Genomic DNA, 15,002 nt, shown 5'->3' with positions numbered 1-15,002 from the left:
AAACGCCCAATCTGCTGCGGAGGGCATGCGGTTTGCTGCCTGCGGTGCAGGCTCCAGCGCTCTGGCTGATGCCATTCGAACGCAATCAAGGAAAGGAAAGCGAAATGATCAATCTCATTACCTGGTTGGTGGTTGGAGGGGTGATTGGCTGGATTGCCAGCTTGATCATGAAGACGGATGCGCAACAAGGCATCTTCCTGAACATCGTGGTGGGCATTGTGGGAGCGGCCCTCGCGGGATTCCTGATCTCGCCCTTGATCGGCGTGCCCAGCATCAATGACAACGTCTTCAGCCTCGGCGCCATGCTGATCTCTCTGCTGGGCGCGATTCTGTTGCTGGCCATCGTACGCCTGGTACGAGGACGCACCGTCAGTTGATCACAAGGAGCATACCCATGGACAGCACCAATACTTCCCAGCCGCTGGGGCAGGGCGCTCTGCCTGCCACAGACACGTCGCAGAGCGAAGCTTCGCTGCACGAGCAGATCAGCATGATCGAGCGTGCCACGCAGGCGGCTCATGCTGCGATCGACCGGTTCGCCGGGCGGGCTGAAGCGACCATCCGCCGCGTTCGCGGCATGGCGAATCAGGCTTCCACGCGTCTGCATGATGGCCGTCGTGCATACGTCGAATGGGAAGACCGGTGCGTCGAAGATGGCCGTGAACGCATTCGGGCGCGCCCGCTGACGGCCGTGGCCGTGGGCGTCGTGGCCGGCCTGCTGATCGGCCGGATGACACGCCGATGAGCGGCGGGGTACCTCCCGCCGACCATGCGCAAGCGGCCCCCGATCCTGCATCGGGGGCCGCTGCCACGTCGGATGCGGGCCCTTCCGGCTGGTTGGCGGCCTTGCTGCACAGCCTTCAAGCGCGCGTACGTCTGCTGGCCCTGGATGTGCAGCGTGCCGGCCTGTCGTTAGCGCAGATTGTGATGTTGGCGTTGTTGTGTGGACTGCTGGTCTTCACAGCCTGGCTCGGCTTGATGGCCGCCCTGTGCCTGGCGGTGCTGGCCATGAACCTGCACGCGATCTGGGCCGCCGTTCTGGTCATTGCCTTGAACCTGCTGGTGGCGCGCCTGTTGTGGCACCGTGTGTCTTATCTGGCGACCTTGCTCACCTTGCCTGCTGTGCGGGCACATTTGCTCGGGAGAGAGCCTCATGGCTGAGATTCAGCGTTTGCAACGTGACATCGCCTTGGTCGTGGAGGATCTGCATGCGGCCAACTACCGTGTGGAGCAAGGCTGGCTGGCCACGCGTCAGCGCTGCAAGGAAGCCGTGTGGCCATGGGGTGCGGTGGCAGTGGGCGCCGGCGTCCTGGCTTGGTGGTGGTGGCAACGCGGCGAGGGGGCCCGGCCGCTTCGTGCGCAGGCCGCCGCAGTGACGGCATCGGCGGTGGCGCCGTTGCGTGAGCACTGGCGTGCCCTGGCTCTGGGCGCCCTGCCGCTGGTCATGCAGTATGGCGTCCTGCCCATGCTGCCTCCCAGATGGCGCACCTGGGCAGCCCACCCTGTGGCCATTGCCTTGGTAGGCAAGTGGCTGCAGCAGCGTTGACGTGAGCCTGTAAACAGGAGTCTGGCAAGACACAGGGCGCCTGGGGCGCCCTGTGTGGTGCTGTCTGCAGCCATCGCCACCGGACGACCGGCGGCATCATGCATCACATGCCACGGTGCTGGCCGGGAATGTCGCCCGTGCTGCCTTGCTGCTTCTCGATGCTGGACTGGCGTTCGCCGCCTTGTTGCTGATCAGATGGCTGATCCTGCCAATCGCTGCTTTGCGACTGCTGCTTCGAGCGTTCACCGCCACCCTGCTGTCCCACATTGCCGCCTTGCTGTTGGGGCTGCTGAGAGGTAGACGACTGGTTCTGCTGGTCTTGCTGTCGTTGGCCGCTCGAGCCGCCTTGCTGCTGACCCGTTGACGAGGAGCGACCGGTGTCCTGCTCCATCTGGCCGCTGCGACCCTGCTGCTGGTTCTGCTGTTCGCTGAAATGCCCCGGCGCATTGCTGCTCTGATTCTTGCCTTGCTGGTTCATGATCTGCTCCTGTGGATGAAAAGGTCCATGTGCATGTGCACCTCTTCATTCGGCAAGGGGTGTTCCTGACGCGCTGGCGTTGAGCAGGGCCTCCAAGCGCCCAGGGTCCAGGGGCTTGACAAAGTGGTGGTCGAACCCTGCGGCATGGGCACGCTCCACGTCGTGCGGCTGCCCGTATCCGGACAGCGCCACCAGCGTGCCCCGGTAGCCCGCTGCGCGCAGCCGCTCCGCCACCTCGTAGCCTGTCAGCCCGGGCAGACCGATGTCGATCAGTGCCACATCTGGCCGCGCTTGGAGTATGAGCTTCAGGCCCTGCTCGCCGTCGCCGGCGGACAGGGTTTCATGTGGCCCCAGGAGCTCCAGCATGGCACACAGCGAGTCCCGCGCATCGTCGTTGTCTTCCACAATCGCCACGCGGCGCAGGGCCTGTCTGGGGGGCGCCACTGGCTCTTCCTGCGCATCGGGCGCCGACATCGCTGGCAGCATCACCGTGAATGTGGAGCCCTCTCCCGGACCGGCACTGTCCGCCTGCACTTGTCCGCCCTGCAGTTCGACCAGCCGTCGCACCAGGGTCAGGCCGATGCCCAGGCCGCCTTGTTGGCGGTCCAACGTCCGTTCACCTTGAACGAACAAGTCGAACACGCGGTCACGCAGCTCCGCACTCATGCCCACCCCGGTGTCCCGTACGGTCAACACAGCCTGGCCCAGATCCGACTTGACCGACACCTCGATGGCTCCACCATCAGGCGTGTACTTCAGCGCATTGCTCAGCAGGTTGCTGGCAATCTGTTCCAGGCGCGTGGCATCGGCATGCACCCACACCGCGTCAATGTTGGTCGTGACGCGATGGGCCTGCAGGCGACCCGCCATCTCCAGTTGGTGCAACACCCGTTGTACGAGCTGGCCGATCTGGACCGGCTGGCGCATCAACAGCACCTTGCCCGAAATGACGCGTGCCACATCCAGCAGATCATCCATCAGACGTGCCAGATGACGTGTCTGGCGGCTGATGATCTGACGCGCGCGTTGCGCCACATCGTTGCCTTGATCGATGCGGTTGAGCACCTCCGATGCTGCCGAAATGGCCCCCAAAGGGTTGCGTAACTCATGGCCCAGCATCGCCAGGAACTCATCCTTGGCACGGTTGGCGTTCTCGGCATCGCGGCGAGCCTGCTGCTCTCGCTGGATGAGCTGTGCCCGTTCACGGTCGACCTGCTTTTGCTGGGTGATGTCCACCACGACCCCATGCATGTGCAATGCCTGGTCATCCGAGTAAGACAGCGTGGCCCGCGTGGACAACCACCGCTCCTGTCCCGTGGGCATGTGCACCCGGAACTCGAAACTGGTCTGACTCAACCTTTGATCAGTCGCATCGCGCAGCATGGCCTGCACGACCGCCTGGTCCGCACCGTCAAGCTGCGCCAGCAGCGTGCTCCATGACAGCCGGGTGTCAGTAATGGGTCGATCAAACAGCCTTGCCATGCCGGATGTGAGCGTGACCTGCTGGCTTTGCAGATCCAAATCGAAGAAGCCCACGTGGCCGGCGGCCTGCGCCAGTTCGACGAGGTGCTGGCTTTCGCGCAAGCGCCGCTCGGCCAGCACCAGCGATTCTTCAGCCTGCTTGCGTTCCGTGATGTCCGTATAGGTTCCGATGGCGCCGCGAGGTTGGCCACGGCTGTCCAGCAGCGGAACAGCGTGGGCGATCAAACGCACACTGCGTCCATCGGCGTGGCGGATCTCCAGCTCGACATGCTCCTGACGGGTCCCGGTGAGGGCCGCCCGCTGCAAGGGCTGCTCCTGCGGCAAAAGCGGCCTGTCCTTGCTGAGCACAGGCAACAGCGGCCAACTGGTGCGCGAGCCGTCGGTTTCCGGCTCGTCGAGCATGCGGGTCAGGGCCGGATTGCGCAGCACGTGCTGGCATTGGGGGTCCTGGGTGATGGCCAGCCCAATCGGGCTGCTGTGGAACAGCGTCTCGAATTCGTCTGCCTTGGCCTGCAAGGTCTCGCGGGCACGCTCGCGCTGGTACTCGGCGTCCCTCAATGCGTCATGCAACAGCGCAATCTCGCGCACCTGACTGATGTCGCCTCGCGGCAGAGGCCCTTGCCGAGCCAGGGTCCGCAAGGGTGTGGTGACCCGCTTGGCCACCAGCATCGACAGGCCTACACCGGCCAGCAAGGACAACAGGCCCGCGCCCAAGGCTGACGCCAGGTAGCGCAGATGAGCCTGATCGATGGGGCGCGCCGGCTCGCCCACCACCACGCCCCACCCTGTGGGCTCCAGGCGCTTCCAGGCGCCATAGACACTGTGCCCTTCCACGGCCCGGATGCGGGCCACGCCGCTGTCACGGTTCTCGCGCATGGCCTCCTGGGACACCTCGGGCAAAGGCTGGCTCACGACATTCTCGGCATTGCGGCTGCGCGCGATGAACCGCATCTGCGCGTCATGGAGCGTCAAGAAACCTTCTGGCGCTTGGGCTGGCGCACTCTTGATCAACACCTGCCAGCTGGACGGCGGGATCCATGCGCCCAGCGCGTAAGCCAGCTGTCCATCCACGAACACTGGCACCAGGACCGTGGTGCTCCACTGACCGCTGGGATCGCGGATCAGGTCGCTCCAGACGGGCCGCCCGTCTCGCTTGAGTCGGGACAGCACCTCTGCGGCGTCCAACTGACCCAGTTCGGCGCCAGCCCGCTGCTGCGTATTGAACAGCACCCTGCCGTCGACATCGATGAGATAGGTGCTGCTCCAGGTGGTGCGCAACTGGGGCATGGCTGCCAACGAACTGAAGAAGCCGGCGATGTCATGGCGCTGCAAGGCATCCGAGTAGGACAGGATATGCAGGGCATCGACCGAGGAAGCAATCTCCCGCTCCACAGTCAGGGCGAACGATGCGGCGGCCCGGTGCAAACCGGCATCCAGCTGCTCCCGGGCCGACACAATGCTCTGTCCGATCAGGAAGGCCGCGAGCAAGCTCATCGGAACGGTGGCCACCAGAATCACGGCCACCAGATATGCACGCAAGGACGCCCGAGGCCATGGCAGCCTGAGGCGTCCTTGTCGTTGAAGCCTGGGCCACCCGGCGGTGCGGGCGCCCAGGTCCTTCCACTGCGTGCTCATGCTCAGGGGCGCGCCCCCGTGGTTCGGGCCAGATCCTGGGCCGAGCTCAGGTGATGCTTGAGCGTGGGCAAGGTGGTCTGCACAAACTGCTTCAGTGCAGGATCCTGTACCTCGCGCTGGGCCCGCTCGAACAGCTCGATGTCGGCTTGATGGTCACGGATGCCCACCGTTTGCACGAATTGGCGGTCAAACTCGGCGCCAGACGCTTTGCTCAGGCGATCGATGACGCCCTGCTTGTCAGGCGCGATCTGGGCCGGCATCTCCATGCGTCCAGCCGCGATCTGCGCCAAACGGTCATTGGCTCGCCGATGGTCGTCAAGCAACAGATTGGCCATGGACTTGATCCGATCACTATTGGCTTTCTCGATGGCCAGCTTGGCCACCGCGACTTCGTACATGCTTGCCTCTGCCGCCCGACGGATGAATTGCTGATCCGCGGCACTCAGTGCGGACTGGCTCATTCCCGCGGCAGGCGGATCATTGTCCAGAATGGTACCCGGAGATGCGGCGGGATCACGTGTGCCGTCGGCACCCGCTACCCTGTCATCCCCAGGTACACCCATGCCCGGCGCGGCATCGGTCCCGCCCATGGCTGTGGTGTCGTCCGTGCCCATACCGGGCACGGTGGCGGAGCCGAGCTCACCCGTCGTGGTTTCGGTGTCGTTCTGTGCCACCTCCGGGTCAGCACCCTCCCGGCGGTCACAAGCGGTCAACAGCCCCCCGACGATGGCGAGGGTGACGGCAAGGCTCACAACAGAGCGGTGATTGGTCATGTCTGGGCTCCTTGTTGGATGAAAGAAATGCGCCGTGATGGCGCGTCCTCCCGCCTTGGCACATGGCGTGCCGATTGCGGGGGTCAGTGCGTACGGGCCGTGCCGTTGGCGGATTCGCCCTTCCCTTCTTCCGAGCTCGCCTCGGCGTCATCGGTCAGTAACCCGCGCTCCATCATCATGTCGCGCTTGGCCTGCTGCATCTCGTCGCACAACGCGCGCCAGTCGATGCGGGCCCGGCCGAGATCCTTGAAGATCTCGCTTTCTTCTTCCTTGACGTGGTGCTTGACGTACTCGCCCAGCACGGTGAAGGTGGCAACAAACTTGTCGTCAGCCGGTTCCATGCCCTTCAGTTGCTCGATCAGCACCTTGAAGGTCATGTGTTCGACTTCTGCTTCGTCGAGCAGGGCTTCTTCAGACAGGGCGGCACGCGCTGCCGGATAAAACAGTTCTTCTTCCAACTCGGCATGGATCTCGAGCTCTGCGCAGACCTGCTGGACCAGCGCTTGGCACGCCTCTTCGTCCTGAGGGTCCAGCTTCTCGAAATCGCGGAAAGCCTTCTTCACGCGCTTGTGGTCGTCGCGGAGCATGCCCAACACCTCGTCGCGCGCGGCAGCGGCTGTACGTGAGGAGGTGCGTGAACTGGAGGATGAGCGGCTGGATGAGCGGGGGGTATCTTGTTGGCTGCGGGCGTTGGCCATGAGCGACTCCTGTGGGGGTGGGAACCCGCCAGCGACTGGCGGTATGCCATGGCAGGGGCAAGCGGCGTGCCGTCTCGGCCTTTCCCTGGCGCCGGGCCTGCGGTGGTCCGCCGTTTGCCGATGGGTGAGCATGCCTCCTACCCGCCCTTCCGATCCGGGACTCCACGATCCCCTTGTGCGGCCCGTGCGTCAGCCCAACGACCTGCATCCGGACGATGACCCGCCCGAGACCGAACGCCGTCTGCCGCACGAACGCGACCAGTCGTACGACAGTCAGAGCCGCACGCCCGATCCCATCGGAGAACAAGCCTTTGAAGACGCCCAGGCTGGTTTGCCGGACACGGATCGCCAGCCACCCATGCATGACACGTACCAACGCCAGCAAGATGACATGCCGCCGACCTCCCCGGGTGACGGCGGCCCCCGTCCACCCTGAGCGGGCACGCCAATTGCCCGGGGAGGGGCTGACCTTCTCACAGGGAGCCCATTGCATGATTCACGCTGTCAGGTTGAGCGATTTGCCGCGGGTGCTCGGGGGGCGCGCATGCCCCTCTCAGGCATGAGCAGGCCATTCCATGTCGGTGCACATGGGATCCAGGGGGCGCTGGGGAACGGCTTTGCTGACCGGCTTGCTCATGACGTGTCTGGGGGCCACCACCCCGACAGAAACCAAGACAGAGGGCGGGACGGAAACCCGTCCGCCCCATGTCGTCAAGGCCGACTTCTTGCTGCGCTTCCTCGATTACATCGAGTCTCCTGCGCTGGCTCAGACCGCCCCGGACGAAGCCGTGGTGATGGTCATCGGAGGGTCGGACGACGTATTGCAAGCCCTGCAGCGGGCTGCGCAAGGCAGACGGGTCGGCACCCATCCTGTGGTGTGCCGGCCAGTTGCAGAGGGCGAAACCCTCGAGCGAGTGCATCTGCTTTACCTGGGCCCTGGCACCGATTTGCTGCAACACCCATTGGTCAAGCTGGCCCAGAGCCTGCCTGTGGTGCTGGTGACCGATGCGCCAAGAGGTGATCCAGTGGGCGTCATCAACTTCATCTGGACTCAGGATCGCGTACGCTTTGACGTCTCGCTCGAAGCGGCTGAGCGCGTTGGGTTGAAGGTCAGCTCTCGGATCCTGCAGGTTGCCCACCGGGTCGTGGTGGGAAGCCGCTGATGGTCTCGCTGTCACGCCGTTCTTTGAGCGGCAAGCTCATGCAACTCGTTCTCGCCACCACCGCGGTGGCCTTGCTGCTGAGCGCAACAGCATTGCTGGTGTACGAAATCACGATGTACCGACAGGGATGGGTCAACGATCTGACCACCCAGGCCGACATCATCGGACAGACCAGCAAGGCCGCACTGGCCTTTGACGACCCGCAGGCCGCAACGGAAACACTGCACATGTTGCGGCTGCGTCCTGACATCGTGACCGCCGCAGTACACAGGCCCGACGGCAGCTTGTTTGCCACTTATCAGCGGCTGGATGGCACTGCCCCCGTTGCGCTGGCCCTGCCCTCTCTCCCAGGTTATCGCTTCACGGCGCGGGAGGTCACCCTGTGGCAGCCCATCTTGGACGAGCAGGGAAAGACCAGCGGCTATGTGTCGATGCAAAGTTTGCACGACCTGACCAGTCGTGTCGTGGACTACCTGCTCATCCTGGCCACCGTCATGGTGGCCAGTCTGGTCATCGCATTGATGGTGTCGATCTACCTGCAACGCACCGTCACCGGGCCGGTCGTGGCCGTGGCCAGTCTGGCGCGGCAAATCATGGAAGAGCGCAACTTTGGCTTGCGGGCGGACAAGGTGTCCGACGATGAGGTCGGCGAACTGGTCGACGCCTTCAATGACATGCTGCACGAAGTGGACACGCAGACCTCTGCGCTGGCAGCATCCAACCAGCATCTGCGTATCGAGATGGCTGAACGGCGCCGGGCAGAAGAAGCGCTCAAGGAATCAGCCCGAACCAAGGATGCCTTTCTGGCCACGCTGGCGCACGAGCTGCGCAACCCACTTGCGCCCATCAGCACAGCCGTCGAGATCCTCAAGCGGCTCGACGATGGCTCGGTCGCTGCTCGCCGCAACGCCATCGACATGCTGGGTCGGCAGCTGCAACAGATGGTGCGCCTGATCGACGACTTGCTCGACGTGTCGCGCATCAGCACGGGCAAGCTGCTGCTGAAGATCCATCCTGTGGATCTGATCGCGGTGCTCCACAGTGCCGAAGAGGTGGCTGCGCCACTGATCCAGCGTCGCGCCCATACCCTGCAGCGCGACTATCCAGCCGCACCCGTATCGGTCGAGGGAGATGCCGTCCGTCTGACACAGGTGTTTGCCAATCTGCTGACCAACGCGGCCAAGTACACGCCGCCAGGGGGCCACATCGCCGTGCAGGTCCTGACCGCGGACGAGTGGGTCAACGTCAGCGTGCGGGACAACGGCATGGGCATTCCGCCACACCTGCAATCGGCCATCTTCGATCTGTTCGTGCAGCTTGACCAGTCTCTGGAGCGCAACAACTCCGGGCTGGGCCTGGGCCTGACGCTGACCCGTCAGCTGGTGGAACTGCACGGTGGCCAGATCCAGGTTCAGAGCGATGGGCCCGGATGCGGCGCCACCTTCACGGTAAGGCTGCCGCTGCAGCAAGGGGTGAGTGCAGCGTTGATGGTCCCCTCCGCCGAACCCGCCGATGTGGCAGAGCAGACGCCACTGCGCGTGCTGGTGGCAGACGACAACATCGACTTTGTCAATAGCTTGGCCGCCCTGCTGGAGGCCCATGGCCACCAGGTCATGCGCGCGTACAACGGCCGTCAGGCGTATGAGGCTGCATGCGCAGCGCCGCCTGACGTCGCCTTCCTCGACATCGGCATGCCCGAACTCAATGGCTACCAGCTCGCCTCCCGTCTGCGGGGTCATGCCGCCACGCGACACACGGTACTCGTGGCCGTCACGGGCTGGGGTCAACCAGAAGACCGGGAGCGGGCGCAGCACGCAGGGGTGCACCATCTGCTGGTCAAGCCGGTTCAATGGGAGCAGATCGCGCCACTGCTGCGCCTGGCCCCGCTGAAGTCTGTCTGAAGTTCTGGCATCGGTACATCGGCATGGCGCTTGCCGCATGCAGCGCATTCGGCCCGACAGGAGCGCTCCCATGTTCCAGAATCCCCCACCACGCTTCACCGATCGCCGCGCTGCCGGCAACCAGCCTGCGCAGACCCAGCCGCACCCGACCACGGAGCGCCACGGCGGTCAGCCCGACGACGCATGCCCGGATGATCCCCAACGAGGCGCTCTCAGTGGTGGGACGCGCACCGATGGCAGCGGCTCCTACGGTGACTTCGTGCCAGACCGGCCACATGAGCCTGGCCTTGAACCCTACGACCCGGCGCGGTCATCGGGTGGGGGCTCGGTTCCACCTGAGGACACCGGCCCTGGTGGCTCTGAGCGACGCGCCCGCCAGCCGGGCACCAGCTGATCCGCCTTGGTCCAGCGCGCCACATCCTCGGGGTCCACACCCATGGCCCGGGCCGCCTCCGAAAGCGTCAGACCCTCGCGATAGGCAAGCTGGGCAATTCGGGCAGCATGGTCATAGCCCACGTGTGGCACCAGGGCTGTCACGGTCATCAGCGAGCGCTCGACGTACCCGTGCGTACGCTGTGCATCCACGCGGGCCCCCTGCAGGCAATGCGCCTCGAAGCTCATGCAGGCGTCGGTCAGCAAGCGCAGGCTCTGCAACAGGGTGTGGGCCAGCAAGGGCTTGAATGTGTTGAGTTGAAGGTTGCCCTGGGCGCCACACAGCCCCGCTGTGACGTCGTTACCCATCACCTGGGTGCACACCATCATCATCATCTCGCACTGACTGGGGTTGACCTTGCCCGGCATGATGGAGCTGCCTGGCTCGTTGGCCGGCAGCGTCAGCTCGCCCAGACCACAGCGGGGCCCTGAACCCAGCCAACGCAGATCGTTGGCCAGTTTCATCAGCACCACCGCCAGTTGGCGCAGACTGCCATGCAACCCCACCAAGGCGTCGTGGGCCGCAATCCAGGCGAACTTGTTGTCAGCCTCTCGAAAGGGCCACCCCACCTGGGCGGCCAGGCGCGCGCACACCAGGTGGCCGAACGTGGGCGGTGCATTCAGCCCGGTGCCCACGGCCGTACCGCCCACCGGCAAGGCCAGCACTGGCAGCAAAGCCCGTTCGATCGCGTCGCTGCACAGGGCCAGCTGGGCCTCAAATGCCATCCATTCCTGCTCCACCGTCATGGGCACGGCGTCTTGCAGATGCGTGCGCCCCACCTTGATCAGATCGGCATACAAGCGGGCTTTGGCCACGATCTCCGCGCGCAGACGCACCAGCGCCGGGAGCAGGCGCTGCACGGCCGTCACGCAACTCACCTGAAGCGCCGTGGGAATGATGTCGTTGGATGACTGACTGCGATTGACATGGTCGTTCGGATGAACATGAGGCGCGTCCTGCGCCTGCTCGCCCAATCGATGCGACGCCAAGCGAGCCAACACCTCGTTCATGTTCATATTGGTTTGGGTGCCGGAGCCAGACTGCCAGATCCGGAGCGGAAACTGCTCCGGATGGTGCCCCTGCATCACCTCGTCGGCGGCATCCGAGATGGCCTGCGCCAGCGTCGGCGCCAGCACGCCCAGTTCGCCGTTGACCTGAGCGCAAACCTGCTTGACCAACGCCAGCGCATGCAGGAACTCCGCAGGCAGGCACTCGGTGGACACCGCAAAGTGGTGGAGGGCCCGTTGTGTCTGGGCGCCCCAGAGCCGGTCGGCGGGCACCTCCACGCTGCCCAGTGAATCCCATTCGGTTCTGGCGGACATTGCATGCTCCTTGAGACTGTGGGCTCACTGTGGCGAAGCGCATGCCGACCTCATGTACAGCAGCGCGATGCGCAGGCATGCGGTTTGCTCTCTCAGTGTCTGATTTTCGGGAGTCCCGTCTCATGCTCGCTGCTGTCATGTCCGCCCACCCCCAACCTCAACCGCATGTGCCGATGCATCACCCGATCCCGCCACGACGGGTGCGCGTGCTGTACGTCGAGGACAACCCGATCAATGCCATGGTGATGGCCGAACTGCTGCGACTGCATCCGGCCTTCGATGTCGAAGTGGCCGAGACGGCGGCAGCGGGCTGGCGCCAAGCCACGCGTTGCCCTCCCGACTTGCTCCTGCTGGATTACACCCTGCCGGATGGCAATGGCTTGCAGCTGCTTGATCAGCTGCGCACTCGGCCGGGCCTCGGCAGCATCCCCGCCATCCTGGTGACGGCCGATGACCAGGTGTCGATTGCGGACACGTCCGTCCAGGAGCGCTGGCTCAAGCCGATTGATGCGGGCTTTGTGCTGCAGCGTCTGCGTCACATGTTCTCGCTGGACGGACACTACCCTGCGCCCTGAGCCTTGCGCCAAGTCAGGCTGAGGCGGCCTCGCTGAGGCAATGCCGACCGGCTTGCCGGTCGGCACACGGACGATCACGCCGCTGAAGACTCGCTGCTGCCAGCGCCGACCTCGTTGGCGTACTCCTTCAAGCGGTTGTACAGCGTCTTGAGGCTGATGCCCAGCACTGCCGCCGTGCGTTCCTTGTGGTTGTCGAAATGCTGCAGCGTGGCCAGGATCAAGGCGCGCTCCGCCTCCGCCATGGATGAGCCGATCTTCAAAGTCAGCGACGGCGTACCACTGGACACCACCACTGGCTCTGGCGCGCTGCCGCAAGGCATCCAGTCCGGGCCGATCTCGCTGCCATTGGCCATCACATAGGCGCGCTGCACCACGTTGCGCAACTCGCGCACATTGCCTGGCCAGCGATAGTGCTGCATGGCCTCCAGAGCCGTCGCCGAGAAATGACGCTGCTTGCCTTCGCGCTGGCAGATGTCTTGCAGGAAATGCTCGGCCAGCAACGGAATGTCTTCCAGCCGATCGCGCAAGGGCGGCAATGACAGCGGGAACACATTGAGCCGGTACAGCAGGTCCTCACGCAACTTGCCTTGCGCCACGGCCTGCATCGGATCACGGTTGGTGGCCGCGATGATGCGCACGTCGGCCTCTCGCGGCTGGGTCGAACCCACACGCATGAACATCCCGGTTTCCAACACACGCAGCAGCTTGACCTGCAGTTCCAGCGGCATCTCGGTAACTTCGTCCAGGAACAATGTGCCGCCGTGGGCACGCTCGAAAAAGCCCTGGTGCGTGCGTTCGGCACCCGTGAAGCTGCCCTTCTCGTGGCCGAAGATCTCGCTTTCAATCAGGTTCGGCGAAATGGCCCCGCAGTTGACGGCCAGGAAGGGATGCTTGCGTCGGCGGCTGAGATCGTGCACGGTACGCGCCACCACTTCCTTGCCGCTGCCGCTCTCGCCAGTGACGAACACCGTCACCGAGGTGATGGCCACCTTGGCCAGTTGCTCATAGACACGCTGCATGGCCGAAGACCGGCCCCACAGATGACCGAAATGGCCATGTGCCTCGACGTTCTCGCGCAAGGACACCAGTTCAGCCTGCAGCTCGGACGGGCGCATCACGCGCGACAGAATGCCCTGCAGCTGCTTGATGTTGACCGGTTTGATCAGGTAATCAGCAGCCCCATGACGCAAAGCCTGGATGGATGTTTCCAGGCTGGCGTGGCCGGTGATCAACACAACTTCGGAGTTGGCCAGCATCTGCCCGTCGTCCAGCAGATCCATGCCGCTGCCGTCAGGCAGCATCAGATCCAGCAGGACAAGGTCAGGTTGGTTCAACGACAGCTGCGCACGCGCTTCGCGGAGGCTGTGGGCGGTCGCCACGGTGAAGTTCTCTGTGGCGATCAATGCGGCCATCATCTCGGCCGCTTCGCGGTCATCCTCAACGATCAGGGCATGGCTCATGGTCAGACTCTCCTGTTTGGGATGGGGTGCTTACCCTAATCCAACTGGCGAGACCATACGTAACGATTCGTCTCTGCCGGTCGGCATCCAGCTTGCTGCGTATCGGGACATGCATGTTCATCGTCCCGACACGCCGATAGCCCAGGCCACCTCGGACACCAGTCCGCTGGTACTGCTCTTGGTCGATGTGATCAATCCTCTGACCTTCCCAGAGGCGCCACATCTGGAGGAATCGGCCCTGCACATGGCGTCGCGTCTTGCGGCGCTCAAGCACAGGCTGGCGTCTCACCAGGTGGTCACGGTGTACGCCAATGACCATTATGGCGCGTGGCACAGCGAGTTTCGTGACGTGAAAGCGCAATGTGTTCAGAAAGGGGGCGTGGCCGCGGAGCTGGTACGCCTGCTGGCGCCCCAGGAGCCGGACTACGTCATCCTCAAGCCGCGGCACTCGGCGTTTTATGGCACCCCTCTTGATCTGCTGCTGGATCACCTGGGTTGCCAGCGCCTCATCATCGGCGGGCTGTCCACCGACATGTGCGTCCAGATGAGCGCCGCAGACGCCTACCTTCGTGGCTTCGGGTTGTGGGTGCCGCAAGATTGTGCCGCGGCTGAATCGCTTGAGCGTCATGCGCAGGCGCTGGCCTACATGCAACGGGTCTTCAAGGCCGATGTGCGCGCCTCCACGGCATGGCAGGCACACGAGTTGCTCAATCTGGCTCCCCTTGCCATCAGGAGAGCCACATGACCAAGTTGCATTCGACTTCCCCTCTTTCCGACATGACCGACGCCATGCGCAGCCCCTTGAGTCGTGAGGCAGGCAGCCGCGCGCATGCCGTGGTCGACGACCTGCAAAGCGGGGCGCATCGCATGGTGGACAACCTGCAGCACGCTGCACAGCGCCTGGAGCCCCAAGGCCGTCGCTGGGTCAACGAGACGCAGAGCTATGTGCGGACGCACCCCCTGAAAAGCCTGGGCCTGGCCCTTGCAGCCGGCATGGTGGTGCGCCAGCTTCTGCGCCGCTGACGCATGAGTGTGGCCGGGCTGTTTGACATAACGATGTCGCCAGGCGAGATCGTTCTGCGCGGCACGGCCATTTACTGGTTCTTGTTCCTGATCTTTCGCTTCGTACTACGGCGTGACATCGGCTCGGTGACCATCGCAGACGTGCTGCTGCTGGTTCTGATCGCCGATGCGGCACAGAACGCCATGGCCGGGGAATACAAGACCATCACGGAAGGCATGCTGCTGATCAGCACCATAGTCGGGTGGAACTACACGCTCGACTGGGCCAGCTACCGCTTCCCATCGTTTCGACGCCTGGTCAGCCCTCCACCGCTGCTGCTGGTCAAGCATGGCCGCGTGCTGTATGGCAACCTCCAGCAGGAGCTGCTCACTGTGGAAGAACTTCAGGCCAAGCTACGGTCTCAGGGCATTGAGGACCTGCGACAGGTCAAGCGGGCCTACATGGAGTCGGATGGCAGCATCAGCGTGCTGCGTTGAGCGCCCCTGCCTCGCCCGCCAGGGCACATGGCTTGC

17 protein-coding genes are annotated in these 15,002 nt (G+C 64.2%); 11 read left to right on the top strand and 6 right to left on the bottom strand.

The window, feature by feature from the left end; genetic code table 11:
* The first annotated feature begins 68 nt into the window (after nucleotides 1-68).
* From GTZ97_RS15955 to GTZ97_RS15940, 4 genes are read left to right on the top strand one after another with little or no spacing between them, the layout of a single operon-like run.
* A complete protein-coding gene (locus GTZ97_RS15955) occupies nucleotides 69-377 on the top strand; it encodes a GlsB/YeaQ/YmgE family stress response membrane protein (RefSeq protein ID WP_456236809.1) in 309 nt (102 codons plus the stop codon).
* A 17-nt stretch (nucleotides 378-394) separates the two neighbouring features.
* Nucleotides 395-745, top strand: a complete 351-nt coding sequence (locus tag GTZ97_RS15950) for a hypothetical protein (protein ID WP_161651882.1) — start codon at nucleotides 395-397, stop codon at nucleotides 743-745.
* The gene (locus tag GTZ97_RS15945; RefSeq protein ID WP_161651880.1) at nucleotides 742-1,161 is read left to right on the top strand and encodes a hypothetical protein; all 420 of its coding nucleotides are present in this window, start codon (nucleotides 742-744) and stop codon (nucleotides 1,159-1,161) included. The genes GTZ97_RS15950 and GTZ97_RS15945 overlap by 4 nt, the downstream gene beginning before the upstream one ends.
* A complete protein-coding gene (locus GTZ97_RS15940; RefSeq protein ID WP_161651878.1) occupies nucleotides 1,154-1,546 on the top strand; it encodes a hypothetical protein in 393 nt (130 codons plus the stop codon). Before GTZ97_RS15945 ends, GTZ97_RS15940 begins: the two co-directional genes overlap by 8 nt.
* A gap of 103 nt (nucleotides 1,547-1,649) precedes the next feature.
* Here the strand turns inward: GTZ97_RS15940 and GTZ97_RS15935 are convergent, their stop codons facing one another.
* The 4 genes from GTZ97_RS15935 to GTZ97_RS15920 all read right to left on the bottom strand — a co-directional run bounded on the left by GTZ97_RS15935 (nucleotide 1,650) and on the right by GTZ97_RS15920 (nucleotide 6,612).
* Nucleotides 1,650-2,024, bottom strand: a complete 375-nt coding sequence (locus tag GTZ97_RS15935) for a hypothetical protein (RefSeq protein WP_161651876.1) — start codon at nucleotides 2,022-2,024, stop codon at nucleotides 1,650-1,652.
* Between the two features lie 45 nt (nucleotides 2,025-2,069).
* Nucleotides 2,070-5,141 carry a hybrid sensor histidine kinase/response regulator gene (locus tag GTZ97_RS15930; protein WP_161651874.1) on the bottom strand — a complete coding sequence of 1,024 codons (3,072 nt, stop codon included), beginning with the start codon at nucleotides 5,139-5,141 and terminating at the stop codon, nucleotides 2,070-2,072.
* A 2-nt stretch (nucleotides 5,142-5,143) separates the two neighbouring features.
* Complete coding sequence (locus tag GTZ97_RS15925) at nucleotides 5,144-5,914, bottom strand: DUF4142 domain-containing protein (RefSeq protein WP_161651872.1); 771 nt, start codon at nucleotides 5,912-5,914, stop codon at nucleotides 5,144-5,146.
* 83 nt (nucleotides 5,915-5,997) lie between these two features.
* Nucleotides 5,998-6,612, bottom strand: a complete 615-nt coding sequence (locus GTZ97_RS15920; RefSeq protein ID WP_161651870.1) for a hemerythrin domain-containing protein — start codon at nucleotides 6,610-6,612, stop codon at nucleotides 5,998-6,000.
* 130 nt (nucleotides 6,613-6,742) lie between these two features.
* Between GTZ97_RS15920 and GTZ97_RS15915 the strand changes: the two genes are divergently transcribed.
* From GTZ97_RS15915 to GTZ97_RS15905, 3 genes are all read left to right on the top strand, one after another.
* A complete protein-coding gene (locus tag GTZ97_RS15915) occupies nucleotides 6,743-7,048 on the top strand; it encodes a hypothetical protein (protein ID WP_161651868.1) in 306 nt (101 codons plus the stop codon).
* Between the two features lie 139 nt (nucleotides 7,049-7,187).
* The gene (locus tag GTZ97_RS15910) at nucleotides 7,188-7,775 is read left to right on the top strand and encodes a TOL_0243 family YfiR-like periplasmic protein (RefSeq protein WP_161651866.1); all 588 of its coding nucleotides are present in this window, start codon (nucleotides 7,188-7,190) and stop codon (nucleotides 7,773-7,775) included.
* The gene (locus tag GTZ97_RS15905; protein ID WP_508612488.1) at nucleotides 7,775-9,676 is read left to right on the top strand and encodes a sensor histidine kinase, YfiR-like protein-associated; all 1,902 of its coding nucleotides are present in this window, start codon (nucleotides 7,775-7,777) and stop codon (nucleotides 9,674-9,676) included. Before GTZ97_RS15910 ends, GTZ97_RS15905 begins: the two co-directional genes overlap by 1 nt.
* 294 nt (nucleotides 9,677-9,970) lie before the next feature.
* Here GTZ97_RS15905 and GTZ97_RS15900 read toward each other — a convergent pair whose 3' ends face one another.
* The gene (locus GTZ97_RS15900) at nucleotides 9,971-11,431 is read right to left on the bottom strand and encodes a class II fumarate hydratase (protein WP_161651856.1); all 1,461 of its coding nucleotides are present in this window, start codon (nucleotides 11,429-11,431) and stop codon (nucleotides 9,971-9,973) included.
* 173 nt (nucleotides 11,432-11,604) lie between these two features.
* Here GTZ97_RS15900 and GTZ97_RS15895 point away from each other — a divergent pair, with 173 nt between their 5' ends.
* Nucleotides 11,605-12,006: a response regulator gene (locus GTZ97_RS15895; RefSeq protein WP_161651854.1), complete on the top strand. Its 402-nt coding sequence runs from the start codon at nucleotides 11,605-11,607 to the stop codon at nucleotides 12,004-12,006.
* Nucleotides 12,007-12,080: 74 nt separating this feature from the next.
* On the opposite strand, the gene GTZ97_RS15890 is transcribed toward GTZ97_RS15895, so the two are convergent.
* Nucleotides 12,081-13,466, bottom strand: a complete 1,386-nt coding sequence (locus GTZ97_RS15890) for a sigma-54-dependent transcriptional regulator (RefSeq protein ID WP_161651852.1) — start codon at nucleotides 13,464-13,466, stop codon at nucleotides 12,081-12,083.
* Nucleotides 13,467-13,575: 109 nt separating this feature from the next.
* Between GTZ97_RS15890 and GTZ97_RS15885 the strand changes: the two genes are divergently transcribed.
* Genes GTZ97_RS15885 through GTZ97_RS15875 form a run of 3 tightly spaced genes read left to right on the top strand, consistent with a single transcriptional unit; the run spans nucleotide 13,576 to nucleotide 14,966 of the window.
* A complete protein-coding gene (locus GTZ97_RS15885; protein WP_161651850.1) occupies nucleotides 13,576-14,211 on the top strand; it encodes a cysteine hydrolase family protein in 636 nt (211 codons plus the stop codon).
* Nucleotides 14,208-14,489, top strand: coding sequence for an ElaB/YgaM/YqjD family protein (locus GTZ97_RS15880; protein ID WP_161651848.1), 282 nt, complete (start codon nucleotides 14,208-14,210; stop codon nucleotides 14,487-14,489). Before GTZ97_RS15885 ends, GTZ97_RS15880 begins: the two co-directional genes overlap by 4 nt.
* A gap of 3 nt (nucleotides 14,490-14,492) precedes the next feature.
* The gene (locus GTZ97_RS15875) at nucleotides 14,493-14,966 is read left to right on the top strand and encodes a DUF421 domain-containing protein (RefSeq protein WP_161651846.1); all 474 of its coding nucleotides are present in this window, start codon (nucleotides 14,493-14,495) and stop codon (nucleotides 14,964-14,966) included.
* The last annotated feature ends 36 nt before the right edge of the window (nucleotides 14,967-15,002 follow it).

The sequence above is a fragment of the Aquabacterium fontiphilum genome (genome assembly GCF_009909205.1).
GTDB lineage: Bacteria > Pseudomonadota > Gammaproteobacteria > Burkholderiales > Burkholderiaceae_C > Aquabacterium > Aquabacterium fontiphilum.
The sequence above is the reverse complement of the archived record's forward strand: the minus strand, read 5'-3'. Positions and strand labels throughout refer to the sequence as shown.